We start from the raw sequence: 19,485 nt of genomic DNA on the forward strand, positions 1-19,485 counted from the left end.
GCGCGCGTCGGCCCATTCCGCGGCGGCCGAAGCGCCGGCCGAGGAGGCCGAAGCCGCGCCCGAACCCGTCCTGCCCGTCGCCGCGACGCCCGAGCCGGCGCCGCCCCGCGCCGCGGCGTTCGATCTCGCGCCGCTGATCGCCCGCCTCGAAGCCGGTCCGCGTGCCGGCAGCGGGCGCACCCTCCTCGTCGTCGAGACCGCGGGCCCCGGCCGGCCTGCAGCAGGCCCGAGCCTCGTCGAAGCGATCGAGGCGGCGCTCTCGGGCCGGGCCTCCGCGCTCTCGGTCGACCTGAACGGACCGGCCTCCGACGCCGACGCGCCGGGCCTGACGGATCTCGTCGCCGGGGAGGCCGCCTTCCTCGACGTGATCCAGGCCGAACGCGGCTCCGGGCTGCACCGGATCGCCGCCGGCTCGCTGGAGACCGAGGTGCTGCTCGAGGAGCCGGACGCGGTGGCGATCACCGTCGAGGCGATGGCCGAGGCCTACGACTGGGTGGTCTGCCGCCTGCGGGCGGAGCCGGGCGCGCACGCCCTGCTCCCCGCCCTCGGCGGCCTGATGGACAGCGTGATCATCGCCTCGAACGCGGCCCTCGACGATCCCGATCTCGGCGACCTGTTCGCCAGCGCCGAGGATTCCGGCGCGGGCCAGGTCCTCGTCGCCCAGGACCGGCCGGCTCAGGCCCGCGCCGTCCGCACCGAACCGATGGCGCTGCGCCTGTCGGCGGCGTGACCGGAGCCCCGCCGTCTCCGTGCGGAGACGGCGGGGCCTCGAGCCGCTTCAACCGCCCTTCATCCGCCGCAGGCGCCGGACGAGGGCGAACAGGCGCGGGTCGCGCTTGATCCGGCGCTTGAGCCGGGTAAGCCGCGTCGCCACGAACCCGTAGGCGTGGCCGCGCAGCGTCACCGGCAGCGTCGCCTCCACCAGCGGGATGGTCTCGTCGCAGACGCTCGCCTTGTAGCGGGCCTCGCCGACGCCGAGGTCGAATGCGCGGCGCCCCTGCGCGGCCTGGTCGCGCACGAGGTGATGGAGCAGCAGGTCGCCGGGGCTGAAGCGGGCGATCTCGGGGTCGGCGTCGAACGCCGTCATCATGCCGCTGTAGCGCGCCCCGTCGACCGCCCCGCCGAAGGTCGCGAGCACGCGGCCGGTCGCCTCCAGCACCAGCGCGTGGATCTCGACCGCCGGGTTCTCGCCCGCGGTGGCGGCCGTGAGGAAGGCGCGGATCGCGGGGTCGGCATAAGGGTCGGCGATGCCCATCGCGGCGAAGCGTGCCGCCTTCTGGGCGTAAAAGGCCGACAGGAACCGCGCGGCCTCGGCGCCGTCGGCGGCCTTGCGGTAGGCGAGGGCGCCGTGCGCCTCGACGAGGCGCTTCTCCTTGGAGCGCAGCTTCTTGCGCGCGTCGGCGCTGAAGGCGCGCTTGAGCGTCGATTCGGGATCGGGCCCGAGCATCATTCCGTAGCCGTCGCTCGGCGCCGCCTCGCCGCGGATCGCCAGCGGGTTGACCGCCCCGTCCCAGGTGCGGGGCTGGTGCCCGAGCGCGTAGACGTCGATGCCGGCGGCGCGCCCGACCAGGCCGAGCGCCGCGATCACGTCCTCGGCCGGCACCGCGGCGGCGTCGCGGGCGGCGAAGAGCGGCAGGTGGTAGTTGGCGTGGTCGCCGCCGAGCGTCCGGGCGATCGCGATCCCGCGGCGGCGCTCGACCGCCAGCGGCAGCAGGATGCGCGGCCGGCCGGCGGCATCGCGCAGGACGACGATCCGCAGCGCGCCGGGGGCGACGGCCGCGCCGGCATAGGCGCGGACCCAGGCGAAGCGCTGGTAGGGCGTGGCGAGGCAGGCGGGGTCGGCCTCGAGCCCGCGCCACAGCGCCTCGACGGCATCGAGATCGGTGAAGACCTCGGCGGTCAGGCCGGATTGGGCGCCCGCGCGGGCCATGATCGCTCCTGCGAGATCCCGGTTCATCGGACCGCGTGCCAGAACCGTCATCGCCCATCCCTCGCGCCGGCCTCTCGCGGAGGCAGCAAACCATCGGTCTCGGGCGCCAGTTCTCGTGCGCACGCTCCTAAGCCGGGGTGTACGGCGCGGTGCGATCGAAGCATCGGCGCCGCCCAAGCGACGACGTGGCTAACGCATGGTTGCGACGCGCCTCGGGTCCCGGGATCGCCGGTGAAACCTCAGCCTTTGTTTACATCGAAGCGGGACAAGGAACGGGCGACGCGGCGCGCGGCATCGCCTGCGACGTCCCGCTTCTGCTTCATCGATCTTGCCCCATCGAGGCGGTGCCATGCTGTCGTCCCGAAACCGCCACCGGCTGTTCGAGGCCGGGTTCCGGGCCGTCTCGGCGACGGGGGCCGACCGCTGGCTCGCGCCGGCCGCCTGCGGCCTCGGGGTGATCCTCACCTTCCACCATGTCAGCCCGGAGGCGCCGGGTCCCTACGCGCCGAACCGCCTGCTCTCGATCACGCCGGACTTCCTCGACGCGACGCTGCGCGAGCTCGACGCCCGCGGCTTCGAGGTCGTCGGCCTCGACGAGGTGCCCGAGCGCCTCGCCGCCGCGCGCTACCGGCCGCCCTTCGCGGTGCTGACCTTCGACGACGGCTACCGCGACAACGTCGAGCACGCCCTGCCGGTGCTGCGCCGCCACGGCGTGCCGTGGACGCTGTTCGTCACCAGCGACTTCGCCGACCAGACCGGGCGGCTGTGGTGGATCGAGCTGGAGCGGGCGATCGGCCGGCTGGAGCGGGTCCGCGTCGCGATCGGCACGCGGACGGTCGACCTGCCGGCGCGCAGCCCGCAGGAGAAGGCGCTCGCCTTCGAGGCGGTCTACCGCGACCTGCGCAGCGGCTCGGAAGCGCGGCTGCTCGACGGGATCGCGGCTTTGTGCCGGGAGGCGGGCATCGCCCCCGGCGCGGTCGCCGCCGAGCTCTGCCTGTCGTGGGACGACCTCAGGGCGCTGGGCCGGGACCCGGCGGTGACCTTCGGCGCGCACACGCGCAGCCATCCGATGCTGGCCAAGCACGCGGCCGAGGCGGCGCTCCGCGAGATCGGCGAGGGTCGCGACCGGCTGGCGGCGGAGCTGGCGCGGCCGGTGCGGCACCTGTCCTATCCGGTCGGTGATCCGACGTCGGCCGGCGCGCGGGAATTCGCGCTCGCCCGCGACCTCGGCTTCGAGACCGCGGTGACGACGCGGCCGGGCCACCTCTTCCCCGACCATGCCGGCCACCTGCACGCCCTGCCGCGGGTCTCGGTCAACGGCTGCCACCAGTCGCGGGCGGCGCTGGCCGGCCTGCTCTCGGGCGTGCCCTTCCTCGCCTGGAACCGCGGCCGACGCCTCAACGTGGCGTGAGCCCGGCGGACGCAGTCACCGCCGCCGGCGGCGGTGCCGGTAGGACCGGCCCTCGCTGCTGCCCGCGGTGAACACCGCGCTCTGGCGGCCGCGGCGGACGCGGTAGCGCCCGCGCCGGCTGCCGCGGGCCTCCTCGGCCGGCTCGTCGGCCTGGGTCGCGACCGCCGCCGTCGCGGGCAGGGCGGGCGCGGGCGGGGTCTCGCCCGCCGCGTAGCCGCCGGCGACGTTCTTGGCCGCCGGCCCGAACATCGCCAGGCACTGGTTGTAGGCGAGGTCGTTCTTCAGGCGCTCGCACTCGCCGACCGAACGCGGCGTCCCCTGGGCCAGGGCGGTGCCGCCGAGCCACAGGAGGAGCAACCCGGCGAGGGCAGGGGACGGTTTCGGGAGGGGCATGAAGGACATCTGCGAGCGAAGCGGCGCGGTTCGGCCGCTTCTCGCCCCCGAGTGCGGCGAAAACGCGGGCGCCGTCAGCGGTCCGGTCGTTCCATCCACTTGATCAGCGGCATCAGCGGGAAGATCCAGGCGATGCCGAGGATGCTGTAGAGCACGGTCTGAAGCAGGGCCGGCGCCTCGGCGATGCGGCTGTCGGCCAGCGCCATCGCCAGCGGCGCGTAGACGATGACGAAGGCCAGGATCCCGATCGTCCCGATCAGGGTGCGGGTGCGGCGGCGCATGCGATTCCCTTGATGCTCGCCCCGGGGGGTAGCGCCGGCGGCCGGCGATGGCAACGCGTCGGATCGGCGCCGTCAGGGCGATTGCTGAAAGCGATCGCCCTTGTTTTCAGCTGGCCTCAATCGCCGGCGCCCGCCTCCGCGGGCTTGGGCTTTCGCTTCGCTCGACGGTCTCCAGGACATTCGTCCTGAAGACCCCGCTCCGCGCGGCGCTCTTCGCGCCGTGAAGCCGCCCCGGGCGGCTTCACGCGATCGCCCTGTCGACGCCGTCCCGCCGCGGTCCGCGCGCGTGCGGCAACGCCGGACGTTGCCGCGGGCGCCGGCTTTGCCTAACCCGGTGGCGCCCTGTCACCGATCCGAGCGACGACGCCCCGATGAGGCCTGCCGAATCCCCGCGCCGCGAAGGCGCCGTCCGCACGTGGCTCTACCTGCTCGCCGCCCTCGTCGTCGCGATGGTGGCGGTCGGCGGCGCGACGCGCCTGACCGGGTCCGGCCTGTCGATCACCGAGTGGCGCCCCGTGACCGGCGTGGTGCCGCCGCTCTCGGCCGCCGACTGGGCGACCGAGTTCGAGAAGTACCGCGACACGCCGCAATACCGCATCCTCAACCAGGGCCTGGGCCTGTCCGACTTCAAGGTGCTGTATTTCTGGGAATGGGGGCACCGCCTGCTCGGTCGGATCGTCGGCCTGGTGTTCTTCCTGCCGCTGATCGCGTTCTGGTGGCGCGGCATGCTGAGCCGGCGCCTCGGCCTCGGCCTGCTGACGCTCGGCATCCTCGGGGGCGCGCAGGGCGGGATCGGCTGGATCATGGTAGCCTCGGGTCTCCAGCCTGGCATGACCGCCGTGGCGCCGATCAAGCTCGCCCTGCACCTCACCATGGCCAGCCTGATCCTGGCGGGCCTCGTCTGGCTCGCCGCCGGCGAGCGCAGCGAAAGCGTCGCCCCGGCCCGACTCCGCCTGCGCGCGGTCGCGCTCGCCCTGCCGGTGCTGGTGCTGGCGCAGATCTTCCTCGGCGGCCTGGTCGCCGGCTCCCATGCCGGTCTCGTCCACAACACTTGGCCGACCATGGACGGCGCCCTGATCCCGCCGGCCGAGACGCTGTTCTCGGTCAGGCCCTGGATCGAGAACTTCGTCGACAACGTCACCCTGGTCCAGCTCAACCACCGGCTGACCGCCTACCTGCTGCTCGCCGTCGCCCTCGCGCACGCGGCCGACGCGCGGGTCGCCGCCCCGGGCAGCGCGGTCGCGCGGCGCGCCACCGGCGTCGCCGGGCTCGCCTTGGCCCAGGCCGCGCTCGGCATCGCGACGTTGCTGATGGCCGTGCCGCTCTGGGCGGCCCTGGCGCACCAGGTGCTGGCGATGGCCGTCCTGGTGATGGCGACCGTCCATGCGCGCCTGAGCCGCGGCCTCGTGCGCGCGACGCGCACGACCGGCCCGGCGATCGCCCCGTTCGGCTTCGAGGCGCTGGCCGGACGCGGCGCCTGATGGCGGCTTGGAGGCCCGCTTCCTCGATTCAGGATGAATGTTGAGCCTGATCGGTGGAAAAGGCGGGACGGCTCGGCGCTGCGTGGTCTGCCGGTGGAACGAGTGTCATCGAAACGGCTTAGCCTCGATGCGTTGCAGGAGGCTGTGATGTTCCTGGCCGAAGACGGACGACCGGTTGGTCTCACCTGGCACTATACGCCGCGCGAGATCGTCGCCGACGGGGTGGTCCACGGCCTCGGCGTGCTCCTCGGCCTCGCCGGGGCGGTCGCCCTGGTGTCGATGGCGCTGACGGAGCATCTCGGCACGTCCGAGCGGGTCGCGGTGGCGGTCTACGCCACCGCCCTGGTCTCGATGCTGGCGGTCTCGGCCACCTACAACCTCTACCCGGTCGGCCCGCGCAAATGGCTGCTGCGCCGCGCCGACCACGCGCTGATCTACCTGATGATCGCCGGCACCTACACGCCGCTCGTCGCCCTGGTCGGGACCGGGCCGACGGCGTGGGCGCTCCTCGCCTTCGTGTGGATCGTGGCCGGGATCGGCATCGCGGTGAAGCTGCTGCTGCCCGGCCGCTTCGACCGGCTGTCGATCGGCCTCTACCTGCTCCTCGGCTGGTGCGGCCTGTTCGCCTACGAATCGGTGATCGCGGCGCTGCAGCCGACCGCTTTGTGGATGCTCGCGATCGGCGGCCTGCTCTACTCGGTCGGGGTCATCTTCCACGTCTGGCGCAAGCTTCCGTTCCAGAACGCGATCTGGCACGCATTCGTGCTCGCGGCCGCCGCCTGCCATTACGGCACGGTCTGGGCGAGCCTGACCGGCGCCGCGATCAGCTGATCCTCCGCGAATGACAGGATCGGTCGGCGCCTCAGGGCGCCACCGTCCACGGACTGATGACGCGCATCGAGGCCTGCTGCGGCATCAGGGTCGCGGGCGTGCGCGGCGTGGATTTCAGCCGCTCGACGAACTTGCGCGCCTGGTCGGCCGGCAGCGCCGAAGCGGGCGCCATCAGCGCCGCCAGCTGCTTGCGGGTGCCGCGATCGACGTAGGCCGAACGCTCGACCGGGGCGAAGTCGCGCATCGTGTGGGCCGCATCGGGATCGCCGGTGAACACGCGGGCTCCGCTGCTCAGCACCACGATGTCGCCGGGCCGCAGCGTCTCGTCCTTCATCAGGGCGGCGGCGGCGCCGCCCGTCATGTCGATCGGCTTCTGGCGATCGGTGATCCGCACCTTCAGCGGCTCCGCGGCGGGCAGGGCGGCGTAGCGGGTCCGCGGCCGCAGCCGCGGCGACACCGCCCGGCGGATACGCGGACGGTACGCGCCGCCGGAATAGGCCGGCTGGCTCGGCTCGGGCGCCTGCGCCTGCGCCTGCGCCTGCGCCGCCGGGCGGGCCCCACCGAACAGCGCCTCGAAGAAGCCGAGCTCGGCCGCCTGCGCCTGGGCGACGCCGCCGGCGACGAGGCCACCAGCGAGCACGGTGGCGAGGACGCGACGGTTCAAGGACGACGTCATCGATCCCTCCAAGGATGCGCGGGCAGAGACATGAGGTGAACCGCACGGCGCGTGCGATGCGACACCCCGTTAACGGCAACTTAAACGCGACAGTTCCGCGAAGTTTGCACGCGAATTCGCGGGCGGGCGCACCGGTCGAACGCATGGCGGAAGGCGCGGGCCCGATCGCATCGGGTCGCGCGAAACGTCCGGACGGATGTCGGTGGTTGCTGCGTCGGGCGTCAGGCCGGCGTGGCCTGCTCGCCCTCGCCGATGCAGTCGAGCGCGCGCTCGACGGCGCTGACCGCGTCGAGCAGGTGCTGGACCGTGCGCTCGACCTCGAGCGCCGGGCGGCCCATGGCGGCGGCGCGGGCGCTGACGTCCTCGAGCTGCTCGAGCAGCGTGAGAAGGTCTCCGGCGACGGCGACGACCTCGCAACGGGCGAGCTGCTGCACGGGGGTGCGCGGGCGGAAGGGCAGGACGTTGCTCATGAAGGCTTTCGGCTCATCACGGTCGTTGTCGCCGGAACGCACCCGCTTGGCCAGGGTCGCACCAGCGCTCCTCCACACGAATGCCCGGTTTCGCGGCCGCAAAGCCACGCCGTGGTGACTTTTCCGTGGCCGGGCGACATCACATCCCCGGCAACCGATTCACGCGATCGGCACCGCCTTGACGCGGACACACTGGCCCGACACCTCGGCCCGTCATTCCCGCGCCTTCCCTCCCGATCACGCCCCAGGACCCGCGATGCGCCTCGTCCCGACCGTTCAGACACTCGCTCCCTTCGCCCTCGCGGCCGCCCTGGTCGGCGGCCTCGGCGCCTGCAACAGCGTCGACGGCCCCGACAGCCGCAGCGGCCTGGCGGAGACCTTCAACACCGACAACTACCGGCGCTCGAACGACACCAACGGCACGCAGACCCGGCCCGACGTGAACCGCCTGTACACCCAGCCCTCGATCCCCTCGATCGCCAACCGCGGCTACTGATCCCCGGTTCGCTCCGCATCCGCGGCCCGGGGCGCCCTAGCGCTTGGCCAGGGCGTCGGCGAAGGCCGCGATGCGGTTGCGGGCGTAGGTCGGCAGGCCGGCGCTGATCGAGGTGCCGGTGTTGAAGCTCGAATTGCCCATCAGCACCTGCGCCGGCAGCAGGTTCCTGAGCACGGGGACGCGGGCGTATTCCGCCTTGCGGTCGAGGACGTCGCCCTTGATCGCCAGCGCCATGTAGGTGGTCACGACGGTCTTGGTCGGGTCGCCCGGCATCGGCTGGAACACCGCCAGGAACTTGCCGAAGCGCAGGATCTGGTTGACCCAGAAGATCGTCTGCTCCAGCCCGCCCGTGACGGTGGTGTCGACCTTCGTCAGCGCCCCGAGGCCGGCCGCCCGATCGGGGGCGAGGGTGCGCAGCTCGCTCTGGAACGTCACGAACTCGGCGATCTTCTTCGCGCCGCCCTCCTCCAGCTTGTTGGCGAGCTTCACCCCGAGCGGCAGCTTGCCCTCGAGGTCGTAGCGCGACTCGATGCAGACCGTGCCCGGCTCGCACCACGGGCGGTCGGGACGGCGGGCGAAGGCCGCGGCGGGGTCCTTGGTCGGCGTCACGTCGGCGGGGTCGAGGGCCTTGTGCTTGATCGCCGGGTCCATCGCCTGCACGAAGCCGAGACGGGCCAGCGCCGCGAGGTCGATCGCCTCGGGGGGCCGCGCCACCACGAAGCGCCCCTCGGCGACGTAGACCTTCAGCGTCTCGTGCCGGGGCTTGGCCACGCCGTTCACGGTGGTGGTGTAGTCCGGCTCCTTGTAGCCGGGGAAGGGCGAGAGCGCGGCCGCCTCCGCAGGCTTGGTCCGGACCCAGTCGAGGTAGGGCGTCAAGCCGTTCTCCGGCGTCGACGGGTTGTCGCGGTGGTCGCTCACCAGGATCGCGCCGGGCTTGAGCGTCGTCGGATCGACGGCGGTGATCGAGGCGACCTCGCGGATCCGCCCGGCGGCGGCCGGCGTCGCCGCCATGCCCGGCTGCGCGGGCGACGGTGCCGGCGCCTGGGCCATCGCGCATGGGGCGCCCGAGAGCACGAGCCCCGGGAGCACGAGCAAGGGCAGGGCAAGGCGAGCCGGAAGCTGCATCCGCACGAAAGAAACCTCGATGGGAAAGGGGGAGGGGCGGCGGCGTCAGTAGCGCGGGTCGTCGCCGAACAGGTAATCGGGGTCGCGCCGCCGCGGCCGGGCATCGTCGTCGCCGAAGGGCGAGCGCGCCGTCTGGCCGGGCCAGAGCCGGGAGCCGCCGTCGAGGTCGCCCTGGGCCCGGTGGCTGCGCATCGCCGGGCGCCGGTCGCCGAACGGGTCGAGCAGGTCGGCATCGGGCGCGCGGTTGCCGTAGGCGTCGCCGGCGACGTCGGCGCCGTCCTCGAGGCCCGAGAGGTCGCCGTCCTCCGCGTCCGGCCGCATCGCGTAGGCGTTCTCGCGCGGCAGCAGCTTGTACTGCGTGTCGGCCATGCGGCCGTCGGCGGCCTTGCGGAAGTGCTCGGTGAACCCGCCGCCCGAGACGCGCTGCCCGCTGCGCGGGTCGATCGAGAGGTCGACGAGCATCTGCCGCGCCTCCGGAGAGGGCGGGGCCAGCGGGGTCTTGGCCACGCCGTTGGCCCAGGCGGCCTGGAAGATCGCGGACGCGATCGGCACGGAGACGTGGCCGCCGGTCTGGCCGCGGCCCAGCGTCTTGCGGGTGCCGTCGGCGTTGTCGTAGCCGACCCAGACCACCACCGTGACCTCGTTGGTGAAGCCGGCGAACCACGCGTCGTTCTCGTTCTCCGAGGTGCCGGTCTTGCCGGCCACGAACTGCGAGACCCGCGCCAGGGCCGCCGCGGTCCCGTGGTTGGTCACGCCCTGGAGCATGGTCTTGAGCTGGTAGAACGCGACCCGGTCGGCCGAGCCGATCCGCACCGGCTCGCGGGCCGCGTGGGCGTAGACGGTCCTGCCGTCGCGCTCGATCCCTTCGAGGGCGTAGGGCGCGGTGCGGGCGCCCTCGTTGGCCACCGCGGCGTAGAACCCGGCGAGGTCGATCATCCGCACCGGCTGGGCGCCCAGCACGAACGGGTAGTACGGCTCGCAGGCGGCGTAGATCTGCGCCTCCAGGGCGATGTCGCAGACCCGCTTGAGGCTGGCCGGCGCCTTGTCCGCGATCCCGCCCTGGAGGAGGCGGGCGGTGACGAGGTTCTTGGAGAATTCCAGGCCGCGCCGCAGGGTCGTCGGGCCGGAGCCGCCGCCCTCGTAGTTCTTCGGCGACCATGCGTCGCCGACCCCGCCGATCGGCGGCAGGGTCACGGGCGCGTCCATCACCAGGGTGTTGGGCTGCAGGCCGGCATTCAGCGCGGCGAGGTAGGTCAGCGGCTTCAGGGTCGAGCCGGGCTGGCGCACCGCCTGCGTCACGCGGTTGAGCTGGCTCGCCGGGTAGGAGAACCCGCCGGCCATCGCCAGGATGCGGCCGGTGCGGTTCTCCAGCACCAGGGCCGCGCCCTGCACCGACGGCTTCACGCGGATCTCGGCGCGCAGACCTTTGCCGTCCCGCAGCTTCACCCGGACGACGTCGTACGGCTGCAGCCTGCCGCGGGCGATGCCGGGGTCGAGCAGCGCGACGCGGCCGTCGCCGAGCCCGACCTTCACGCCGTTGCGGCCGGTCTCCAGCACCACGGCGAGCGGCCAGCGCACGTCGTAGAGCACCGGCCGGGCGCTCTCGAGCGCCCGCAGCCACACCGGCTTCTCGGCGGGCGCCGCCGCGGCGACCGGCTTTCCGCGCGCCGGCCTGCCGACGGCCGCCTTCGCCGCCTCGGGTTTCGCCGCGGGTTTCGCCTCCGCCCCGGTCACGCCCGGCAGCGATTGCGGCGCCGCCTCGGGGGCGGGCGTCGCCGCCCCGAGCTTGCGCACGCTGTCGGCGAGGTTGAACTCCGGCCCGGAGAAGGTCTGGCGCCCGGTGCCGCGCTCGTAATTCGCCAGCCCGTCCTGCAGCGCGCCCTCGACCGCCCGCTGCAGCCCGGCATTGATGGTCGAGCGCACGGTGAAGGACGAAGCGGTGAGCGAGTCGAGGCCGGCGAAGGTGCGGGCCTCGCGGGTGAGATGATCGACCACGTAGAACCCGGAATCCCGCCGCGCGGTCTCGATCGGCTTCAGCCCGAGGTCGGAGGCGACGGCCGCCGCCATCTCGGCCTCGGTGATCGCCCCCTCCTCCTTGAGGCGGGCGAGCACGTAGGCGCGGCGCTCGCGGGCGCGCTCGGGGTACTTGTCGGGGCTGTAGAAGTTGGGGCCCTTCGGCATGCCGGCGAGAAGCGCCGCCTCGGGCAGGGTGAGCTCGCCCACCGACTTCCCGAAATAGCTCCTGGCGGCCATCTCGATGCCGTAGGCGCCGCGGCCGAGATAGATCCCGTTGAGGTAGAGCCCGAGGATCTGCGGCTTGCCGAGGATGCGCTCCAGGCGGGAGGCGACGATCATCTCGCGGATCTTGCGCTCGTAGGTGACGTCGTCGCCCACCGAGAGGTTCTTCACCACCTGCTGCGTGATGGTCGAGCCGCCGGCCGGGCGGCCCGGGGCGGCGAGGTTTCCGATGAAGGCGCGGATCACCCCGCGCTCGTCGATGCCGTGGTGGCTCTCGAAGCGCTTGTCCTCGGCGGCGATGAAAGCTTGTCGGACCAGTTGCGGCACGTCGCCGATCGGCACGACGAGGCGGCGGCCGTTCGGCTCGAAGGTCTCGGCGAAGGGCTTTCCCGAGGCGTCGAGGATGCGGGTCATGCCCGGCAGCGCCTTGTCGCGCAGGGCCTCGGCGGTCGGCAGATCGGTGGTCGCCTTGTTGTAGAATTCGATCACCTCGCGGGCGTCGAACGGCGAGGTCTTGGGGTTCTCGCCCTTGCAGAACTGCTTGTAGCTCGTGTTCAGCTCGCCGATGTCGAGCCCGTGCAGGATCTTCGGCGCCGCCGGCCCCGCCACCGCGCTCGGGTCCTCCATCGCGGTGGAGATCAGCTCGTCGAGGTTGATGTCCTCGATGTCGAAGGCTTTTCGCATGTGCGCGCAGCCGTCGCGCAGGATCTGCACGACCTGCGGACCGTCGACGGCAGGGTCGAACCGGGTCCTCACCGCATCGGGCTTGGTCGTGACCTGGCTCAGCGTCAGGGCGGTCGCGAACAGCTTGATCAGGATGGTGTTCATGAAATCCGGGGCACCGGGCTCTTCCACGCGCGCCCCGAACCTGCGGGCGTCGCCCTGAACAGGGCGTGCACAACGCGGCTGTTTTAAGGAGCGTGCCTCGCCCCGGGCTTGTGCGCGGCTGCGTATTGACGCTTCGTATGGACACGTTACGGTGCGCTGCGATGTTCGAGTGGGACGAGGCCAAGCGGCTCGGCAACCTTGCCAAGCACCGGCTCGATTTCGTCAGGGCGGACCTCCTGTTCGACGGTCGCGCCCGGCTCGACCTGCCGTCGACGCATGCGCCCGAGCCGCGCATGATCACCGTCGCCGAACTCGACGGGGTGTTCGTCGCCCTGGTCTGGACATGGCGCGGCGATCGGCGTCGCGCGATCTCACTCCGGAGGGCACGTCATGAGGAACGAGCCGCATATCGTCAGCTATACGGCTGAGGAACTGACCGCGATGCGGAGGGACGGCGAGGACCGGACAGACTGGGAGGCCGTGAAGGCCATGACCGATGCCGAGGTCGAGGCCGCGGTCGCCTCCGACCCCGACGAGGCGGGGCTGGAGATCGACTGGAGCAAGGCGGTGTTCCACCCTGAGTCGCGCAAGAAGCCGATGACCATCCGGCTCGACGCCGACGTCCTGGCCTTCTTCCAGGGCCAGGGACGCGGATATCAGACCCGGATCAACGCCGTGCTGCGCGCCTACATGGAGCATGCGCGGAAGTAGCGGACCGGCCGGCTTCCTCCGTCCCGCCGCGCGCGTCGGGCCCCCTTCGACCTCGCGAGGCCCGATGATCACCGACCTCTGGTACAAGAACGCCGTCATCTACTGCCTGTCGGTCGCCACCTTCATGGATGCCGACGGCGACGGGATCGGCGATTTCGCCGGGCTGGAGCGGCGGCTCGACTACCTCCAGGGGCTCGGCGTCACGGCGGTGTGGCTGATGCCGTTCCAGCCCTCGCCGAAGCGCGACGGCGGCTACGACATCGCCGACCATTACGGGGTCGACCCGGATTACGGGTCGCTCGGGGACTTCGTGGCCTTCACCCACGCCGCCAAGCAGCGCGGCCTGCGGGTGCTGATCGACCTCGTGGTCAACCACACCTCGGACCAGCACCGCTGGTTCCAATCCGCCCGCTCCGACCCGGATTCGCCCTATCGCGACTGGTACGTCTGGTCGAAGGAGAAGCCGGCCAACGCCGACGAAGGCATGGTGTTTCCCGGCGTCCAGACGACGACCTGGACCTGGGACGAGGCGGCGGGCGCCTACTACTTCCACCGCTTCTTCGACTTCCAGCCCGACCTGAACACGGCCAACCCCGCCGTGCTGGCCGAGATCCTGAAGATCATGGGCTTCTGGATCGAGCTCGGGGTCTCGGGCTTCCGCATGGACGCGGTGCCCTTCGTCATCGCCGAGAAGGGCGCCGACGTGACGGGCGCGCCGCGCGAGCAGTTCGACATGCTGCGCGACTTCCGCGAGTTCCTGCAATGGCGCAAGGGCGACGCGATCATCCTGGCCGAGGCCAACATCCTGCCCCGCCAGGACCTCGACTATTTCGGCGACGACGCCGACCGCGCGCACATGATGTTCAACTTCCAGGTCAACCAGGCGACCTTCTACGCGCTGGCGGCCCACGACGCGCGGCCGCTCGTCAAGGCGATCGAGCGGACCAAGCCCCGGCCGCTCTCCTGCCAGTGGGGCATCTTCCTGAGGAACCACGACGAGCTCGACCTCGGTCGCCTGACCGAGAAGCAGCGCCAGACCGTCTTCGAGAGGTTCGGCCCCGACAAGGGCATGCAGCTCTACGACCGCGGCATCCGGCGCCGCTTCGCGCCGATGCTCGACGGCGACCCGCGCCGCATCCGGCTGGCCTACTCGCTGATGTTCACGCTGCCCGGCACCCCGGTGCTGCGCTACGGCGACGAGATCGGCATGGGCGACGACCTGACCCTGAAGGAGCGCGACTGCGCCCGCACGCCGATGCAGTGGACGCCCGAGGCGCAGGGCGGCTTCACCCGGTCGGCGACGCCGACCATGCCGCCGATCGACCACGGCGCCTACGGCTACGCGCACGTCAACGTCGCGGACCAGCGCCACGAGACCGGCTCGCTCCTCAACTGGATGCAGAGCATCATCCGCCTGCGCAAGGAGGCGCCGGAGATCGGCTGGGGCGATGTCACCGCGCTCGAGACCGGCCAGCCGGCCGTGCTGGCGCTCCGCTACGACTGGCGCGGCAACGCGGTGCTGTGCCTCCACAACCTCGGGCCCGGCCCGACCGAGGTCGCGCTCGACACCGGCGTCCCCGCGCCGGACGGCCTGCTGCTGATCGACCTGCTCACGGGCGAGCGCAGCGAGGCGGACGATGCCGGGCGCCACGGCCTCTACCTGGAGGGCTACGGCTATCACTGGTTTCGGGTCGGCGGGCTCGACGCGCTACTGAAGCGCAAGCCGACCTGACCGGCGCCTCGCGCTTGCCGCCGCGGCAGGGTAGGGGAGACCGGGAAGCGAGAACCCGATGCCCCGACGCCCCCCACTTTCGCCCGACGCGACCATCGCCGACGTGCTGCCCGACCTCGAGGACGGCGAGGCCTATCTCCGCGCGGTGCTCGCCACCATGCGGATGTGCCAGAAGCATTTCGGCGACGCCGTGGTGCGGATCGGGGTGACCGCGAAGGGCGGCCCGCCCTCCTACCGGATCGACCGCCCGGCGCCCGACGGCGCGGAGGCGCTGGTGCTGTTCGGCGCCTATGGCGGCCGCTCGCACGACCGCTTCACCCAGGTGAACACCGCCGAGACCCGCTGGAGCAGCCGGGCGCTGGGCATGGCGGAGATGCTGGCGCTCCACGACGGCTTCCGCCGGCCGAAGGGCGGGGCGGCCGACTGAGCGAGACCCCGAGAGCATCGTCCTCCCGCGCGCTCCATCGACCGCGCGCGACGAGGCTCAGAATCGCAGCCGCATCCCGGTCATGAAGATCCGCGGCGGGCCGGCGAAGATCGTGCCGCTCGTGTTCGCGAGCACGGCGCGGCCGTTCTGCAAGCCGGTGACGGGGCTCAGCGTGTTCGCCAGCGGGTTGGCGGCGCCGACATAGGCGGTGTCGAGGACGTTGCGGACCTCGCCGTAGAGGTCGAGGCGCCGGACGTCGCCGACGAGCGCCGTCGCGTAGTGGACGTTGAGGTTCAGGACCGCGAAGCCCGGCACCCGCAGCAGGTTGGCGTTGTCGAGGAAGGATCCGTCCTGCGCCACCGCCTCGGCGTAGGCGCCGAGGCCGGCGAGCGGCCCGGCCGGCACGTCGTATCCGATCCGGGCGAGGAGCTGGTGCTCCGGCACGCCGACGATGCGGTTGCCGGCCCGGTCGAACGCGGCGGTGAGCGGGCCGGCCGCGAGGCGCTCGACGAACCGCGTGTAGACCTGGGCGTCGAAGGTGTAGGCCAGCGTGCCGCGCCAGCCCGAGCCGAGCGCCGCCTCCGCCCCGAGCTCGATGCCGCGGTGCTCCGAGGCCGGCACGTTGAAGGTGTAGGACAGGAGCCCCGCCCCCGGCGACTGGCCGACCAGCTCGTTGCGGAAGAGCTCGTAGAAGCCGGTGAGGCTGACGCGCACGCCCGCCGTCGGGGACCAGTCCGCGCCGAGGTCGAATCCGAGGTTCTCCTGCGACCGGAGCCCGGTGTTGTCGCCGGGGATGCCGGCCGGCGTGACAAACAGGTTGCCGACCGACGGCGTCGCGTAGCCGGCGGCGACCCGGCCGCGCAGGGCCCAGTCCGCATCCGGCCGGTAGACGAGGATCAGCTCGGGCGCGACGTTGACGTAGGTCGGGTCGACCCCGGTGACGGCGGAGGCGGCGCCGGCGGCCGTGTAGGCGAAGGTGGTGTTGCGCCCGGCGATCGCGGTCCGCGTCGCGCCGATCCCGAGCACGGCGGTCCAGCGGTCGGACACGGCGATCTCGGCCCGTGCTCGGCCGCCAAGGTTGTCCTGCATCGCCTCCTGCAGGCCGATCAGCGCGCCGATCCGCGGTCCCCCGTAGGCCGCCCGGTTGAAGGTGGGCGCGCGGATGTCGATGGTGTCGTAGCTCAGCGCGAGGTAGCCGGTGGCGGCCAGCCCGAACAGCTCGCCGCGCCGGGTCAGGTCGGCGGCGAGGTTGACCGAGGGCAGGCTGGCGCGGCCCGCCAGGGTGTAGAACGGCTGGTCGTAGCGGCGCTCGTCGTAGCCGGCCTGGACGCGCCAGGTCGTCTGCGCGTCGACGTCGTGCTCCCAGCGGCCGGCGACGACGGTGCGGCGGTCGTCGCGCCCGAAGCCGCCCTCGTCGGCGGTCACCGCCACGGTCCGTCCGAAGATGCCATTGCGCAGGATCGCGACCGTCGCGCAGCCGGGCGCCGCCGTCGCGGCGGTCTCGCAGCCGCGCTGGTACGGGTTGAGGGTGAACTGGTTCAGCGACGCGCGCGCCGGCAGCCCGGTGGAGACCACGTTGTCGATCACCTTGAGGGTGAAGCGGTCGTCCGGGCTCGGGGTGTAGCTCGCCAGCAGGTTGACGGTCTGGGTGTCGAAGCTCGCATGGCCCTGGTAGCCGTTGCCGCGCGCGTCGCTGGAAAACAGGCTGATCTCGAACGGGCCGCTCGCCTGGCCGACGGCGAAGGACGTGTTGAGGACGCCGAAGCTGCCGGCGTCGACCGCGACCTCGGCGCCGTCGATCTCGCGGCCGGTGCGGGTGCGGAAGGCCAGCGCGCCGCCGCTGGCATAGTTGCCGAACAGGGCCGATTGCGGCCCGCGGAACACGTCGATCCGCGAATAGGCGCGGGGATCCGACAGGTCGAAGCGCGAGGCGCCGTCGGCCTGCGTCACCAGGAACCCGTCCTCCAGCACCACCATGTTGCGGGTGATGCCGGTGGAGCGGGCGTTGTTGCCGCGGATCGAGATCACCACGTCGCGGCCGCCGAGCCCCTGGCGGACGGTGACGCCGGGGCTGTTGGCGAGCACGGCGCCGATCCCCGTCGGCGGCCGGTCGTCGATCGCGCCCGCGCGCCCGATCGACGTCACCACCTGGCCGACGGGGTTCTCGATCGGGCTCGGGGCCGATCCGGGCGGAGCGGACACGCCGAAGCCGCGGGGCTCGTCGGGGCGGGCCTCGCCGACGACGGAGAGCGTGTCGAGGGTGACGCCGTCGTCCGATCCGGATCGGACCTCCGCCTCCGGCCTTGCCGCGGCCTCCGCCCCAGCCGCCGCGGATACGAGCTGGGCCAGCATCAGGGCGGGCACGATCCGGCGGAGGCGGACGCGCCCCCGCAAGCGCCGGAACGCCATCGCGGTCACCCGATGCGGTCGACGCGCGGCGCGACCGGCAACCGCGCGGCGATGTCGACGAAGGCGGGCGGCACGGGCACGGCGCAGATCCGCGAGACGGACGAAGGCGAGTTGGAGGAAGGCGAGACGGACGACGGATTGTGCACAAAGTTGTATCGGTTGCACCGTCAACCAACCAGCCGGCGGCGGCGCACGCGCGATGAATCGGCCGAGCCGTCGCATTTCGGATACAAGCGCTCCTGCGGTGCGGCCGCCCCCGGGGTGCGGCTCGACCCGATCGGGGTTAGAACGGGCAGCGCTTCCACCCTCCACTCGGTGAACGGACCACCATGCCAGGCACGCCCCGCGTCGGGATCATCCCGGTCACGCCCTTCCAGCAGAACTGCACCCTGATCTGGGATGCCGCGACCAAGGTCGGCGCCGTGGTCGATCCCGGCGGCGACCTCGACCGGATCGAGGCGGCGATCGCCGAGCAGGGCGTGAGCGTGGAGAAGATCCTGCTGACGCACGGGCATATCGACCATGCCGGCGGCGCGGCCGAGCTGCGCGAGCGCCTCGGCGTGCCGATCGAGGGCCCGCACGAGGCCGACCGCTACCTCCTCGACTCGCTGCCCGAGACCGGCGCCAACTACGGCATCGACGGCGCCCGCGCGGTCGTGCCCGACCGCTGGCTCGACGAGGGCGACGCCGTGACCGTCGGGCCGCTGGCCTTCGACATCCTGCATGCCCCCGGCCATTCGCCCGGCAGCGTGGTGTTCGTCAGCCGCGACGCGCGCTTCGCCCTGGTCGGCGACGTGGTGTTCAAGGGCTCGGTCGGGCGCACCGACCTGCCGGGCGGCAACCACGACCAGCTCATCCGCGCGATCCGTGAGAAGGTGCTGCCGCTCGGCGACGACCTCGCCTTCATCCCCGGCCACGGCCCCACCGGGACGCTCGGCGAGGAGCGGGTCTCGAACCCGTTCCTGCAGGGTTGAGCGCCATGGAAACGCGCCCCGTCGGCCGCTCCGGCCTGTCCGTCGCCCCGTTGTGCCTCGGCGCCAACGTCTTCGGCTGGACGGCCGACGAGACCACGTCCTTCGCGATCCTCGACCGCTTCGTCGACGCGGGCTTGAACTTCGTCGACACGGCCGACGTCTACTCGCGCTGGGCCCCCGGGCATGCGGGCGGCGAGTCGGAGGCGGTGATCGGCCGCTGGCTCGCCGCGCGCGGCACGCGGGACAAGGTCGTGCTGGCGACCAAGGTCGGCATGGACATGGGCGGGGGCAGGACCGGCCTCGCGCCCGCGCGCATCGCCGAGGCCTGCGAGGCCTCGCTCCGCCGGCTCCGGACCGACCGGATCGACCTGTACCAGTCGCATGCCGACGACGCGGCGACCCCGCAGGAGGAGACGCTGCGCGCCTACGAGCGCCTGATCCAGGCGGGCAAGGTGCGGGCGATCGGCGCCTCGAATTTTTCCGCCGCGCGCTTGCGCGAGGCGCTGGCCGTCGCGGAACGCGCGGGCCTGCCGCGCTACGAATGCCTGCAGCCCGACTACAGCCTGGCCGAGCGCGGCTACGAGGCCGAGCTCGAGCCGGTCTGCCGCGAGGCCGGGCTCGGCGTGATCGGCTACTTCTCGCTCGCGGCCGGCTTCCTCACCGGCAAGTACCGCTCGGCGGAGTCCGCCGCCGGCCGCGCCCGCGAGAACCGGGTGTCGAAGTACCTGACGCCGAAGGGCTTCGCGCTGCTCGCCGTGCTCGATGCGGTCGCCGCCGAGCACGGCGCCAGCCCGGCGCAGGTGGCGCTCGCCTGGATCATGGCGCGCCCCGGCATCACCGCGCCGATCGCCAGCGCGACCTCGGTGGCGCAGCTCGACGAGCTGATCGGGGCCGCCACGCTGCGCCTCCCGCCCGATGCGATCGCACGCCTCGACGCGGCGACGGCCGGCGGGATTCAGGCCTAACCCGACGTTAAGGCGGCCGCGTCAGAACACGGGACCGAGCCAGGCCGTGCAAGCCTGGAAACGATGCAATTTCAAGGCGGAACGCCTATATGAGGCGGACTGATCGA

At 72.5% G+C, this 19,485-nt stretch carries 18 protein-coding genes and 1 pseudogene; 11 read left to right on the top strand and 8 right to left on the bottom strand.

All coding sequences use genetic code 11. The annotated features are described in order from the left end of the window. Nucleotides 1-730 (top strand): annotated as a pseudogene (locus tag FV227_RS28895) (lipopolysaccharide biosynthesis protein); the annotation flags it as partial. 48 nt (nt 731-778) lie between these two features. On the opposite strand, the gene FV227_RS08225 reads toward FV227_RS28895, so the two are convergent. Beyond that, complete coding sequence (locus FV227_RS08225) at nt 779-1,930, bottom strand: GNAT family N-acetyltransferase (protein WP_147858708.1); 1,152 nt, start codon at nt 1,928-1,930, stop codon at nt 779-781. A gap of 349 nt (nt 1,931-2,279) precedes the next feature. Between FV227_RS08225 and FV227_RS08230 the strand changes: the two genes are divergently transcribed. Further along, the gene (locus FV227_RS08230) at nt 2,280-3,341 is read left to right on the top strand and encodes a polysaccharide deacetylase family protein (RefSeq protein WP_147858709.1); all 1,062 of its coding nucleotides are present in this window, start codon (nt 2,280-2,282) and stop codon (nt 3,339-3,341) included. Between the two features lie 15 nt (nt 3,342-3,356). Here the strand turns inward: FV227_RS08230 and FV227_RS08235 are convergent, their stop codons facing one another. Both FV227_RS08235 and FV227_RS08240 read right to left on the bottom strand, forming a co-directional pair. Next, on the bottom strand, nt 3,357-3,734 hold the full coding sequence (locus tag FV227_RS08235; RefSeq protein ID WP_147858710.1) for a hypothetical protein: 378 nt from the start codon (nt 3,732-3,734) through the stop codon (nt 3,357-3,359). A gap of 74 nt (nt 3,735-3,808) precedes the next feature. Beyond that, nucleotides 3,809-4,015 carry a DUF2842 domain-containing protein gene (locus tag FV227_RS08240; protein ID WP_147729767.1) on the bottom strand — a complete coding sequence of 69 codons (207 nt, stop codon included), beginning with the start codon at nt 4,013-4,015 and terminating at the stop codon, nt 3,809-3,811. Between the two features lie 371 nt (nt 4,016-4,386). Here FV227_RS08240 and FV227_RS08245 point away from each other — a divergent pair, with 371 nt between their 5' ends. Beyond that, nucleotides 4,387-5,496 (top strand): COX15/CtaA family protein, encoded by a 1,110-nt coding sequence (locus FV227_RS08245; RefSeq protein WP_147858711.1) that lies wholly within the window; start codon nt 4,387-4,389, stop codon nt 5,494-5,496. Between the two features lie 147 nt (nt 5,497-5,643). Beyond that, nucleotides 5,644-6,327 carry a hemolysin III family protein gene (locus tag FV227_RS08250; protein ID WP_147729078.1) on the top strand — a complete coding sequence of 228 codons (684 nt, stop codon included), beginning with the start codon at nt 5,644-5,646 and terminating at the stop codon, nt 6,325-6,327. A gap of 31 nt (nt 6,328-6,358) precedes the next feature. Here FV227_RS08250 and FV227_RS08255 read toward each other — a convergent pair whose 3' ends face one another. Beyond that, nucleotides 6,359-7,003 (bottom strand): hypothetical protein, encoded by a 645-nt coding sequence (locus FV227_RS08255; RefSeq protein ID WP_147858712.1) that lies wholly within the window; start codon nt 7,001-7,003, stop codon nt 6,359-6,361. Between the two features lie 221 nt (nt 7,004-7,224). Beyond that, nucleotides 7,225-7,473 carry a hypothetical protein gene (locus tag FV227_RS08260; protein ID WP_147729076.1) on the bottom strand — a complete coding sequence of 83 codons (249 nt, stop codon included), beginning with the start codon at nt 7,471-7,473 and terminating at the stop codon, nt 7,225-7,227. Between the two features lie 256 nt (nt 7,474-7,729). Here FV227_RS08260 and FV227_RS08265 point away from each other — a divergent pair, with 256 nt between their 5' ends. After that, nucleotides 7,730-7,969 (top strand): hypothetical protein, encoded by a 240-nt coding sequence (locus FV227_RS08265; RefSeq protein WP_147729075.1) that lies wholly within the window; start codon nt 7,730-7,732, stop codon nt 7,967-7,969. A 36-nt stretch (nt 7,970-8,005) separates the two neighbouring features. Here the strand turns inward: FV227_RS08265 and FV227_RS08270 are convergent, their stop codons facing one another. Both FV227_RS08270 and FV227_RS08275 read right to left on the bottom strand, forming a co-directional pair. Continuing rightward, entirely contained in the window at nt 8,006-8,980 is a 975-nt protein-coding gene (locus FV227_RS08270) for a hypothetical protein (protein WP_243986475.1), read from the bottom strand. 159 nt (nt 8,981-9,139) lie between these two features. Then, complete coding sequence (locus tag FV227_RS08275; RefSeq protein ID WP_147725685.1) at nt 9,140-12,160, bottom strand: transglycosylase domain-containing protein; 3,021 nt, start codon at nt 12,158-12,160, stop codon at nt 9,140-9,142. A gap of 161 nt (nt 12,161-12,321) precedes the next feature. Here FV227_RS08275 and FV227_RS08280 point away from each other — a divergent pair, with 161 nt between their 5' ends. From FV227_RS08280 to FV227_RS08295, 4 genes are all read left to right on the top strand, one after another. Then, a complete protein-coding gene (locus FV227_RS08280) occupies nt 12,322-12,588 on the top strand; it encodes a BrnT family toxin (protein ID WP_147725698.1) in 267 nt (88 codons plus the stop codon). Continuing rightward, entirely contained in the window at nt 12,551-12,871 is a 321-nt protein-coding gene (locus tag FV227_RS08285; RefSeq protein ID WP_147725686.1) for a BrnA antitoxin family protein, read from the top strand. The genes FV227_RS08280 and FV227_RS08285 overlap by 38 nt, the downstream gene beginning before the upstream one ends. A 64-nt stretch (nt 12,872-12,935) precedes the next feature. Further along, nucleotides 12,936-14,603: an alpha-amylase family protein gene (locus FV227_RS08290; protein ID WP_147725687.1), complete on the top strand. Its 1,668-nt coding sequence runs from the start codon at nt 12,936-12,938 to the stop codon at nt 14,601-14,603. Nucleotides 14,604-14,661: 58 nt separating this feature from the next. Then, complete coding sequence (locus tag FV227_RS08295) at nt 14,662-15,030, top strand: hypothetical protein (protein ID WP_147725688.1); 369 nt, start codon at nt 14,662-14,664, stop codon at nt 15,028-15,030. A gap of 57 nt (nt 15,031-15,087) precedes the next feature. On the opposite strand, the gene FV227_RS08300 is transcribed toward FV227_RS08295, so the two are convergent. After that, nucleotides 15,088-17,439 (bottom strand): TonB-dependent receptor, encoded by a 2,352-nt coding sequence (locus FV227_RS08300; RefSeq protein ID WP_244029246.1) that lies wholly within the window; start codon nt 17,437-17,439, stop codon nt 15,088-15,090. A gap of 329 nt (nt 17,440-17,768) precedes the next feature. Here FV227_RS08300 and FV227_RS08305 point away from each other — a divergent pair, with 329 nt between their 5' ends. Together FV227_RS08305 and FV227_RS08310 are read left to right on the top strand one after the other, a co-directional pair. After that, nucleotides 17,769-18,413 (top strand): MBL fold metallo-hydrolase, encoded by a 645-nt coding sequence (locus FV227_RS08305; RefSeq protein WP_147725689.1) that lies wholly within the window; start codon nt 17,769-17,771, stop codon nt 18,411-18,413. Between the two features lie 5 nt (nt 18,414-18,418). Further along, a complete protein-coding gene (locus FV227_RS08310; protein WP_147725690.1) occupies nt 18,419-19,378 on the top strand; it encodes an aldo/keto reductase in 960 nt (319 codons plus the stop codon). Nucleotides 19,379-19,485 lie beyond the last annotated feature (107 nt).

Origin of the sequence: Methylobacterium sp. WL119 (assembly GCF_008039875.1) — a bacterium.
Taxonomy (GTDB): domain Bacteria; phylum Pseudomonadota; class Alphaproteobacteria; order Rhizobiales; family Beijerinckiaceae; genus Methylobacterium.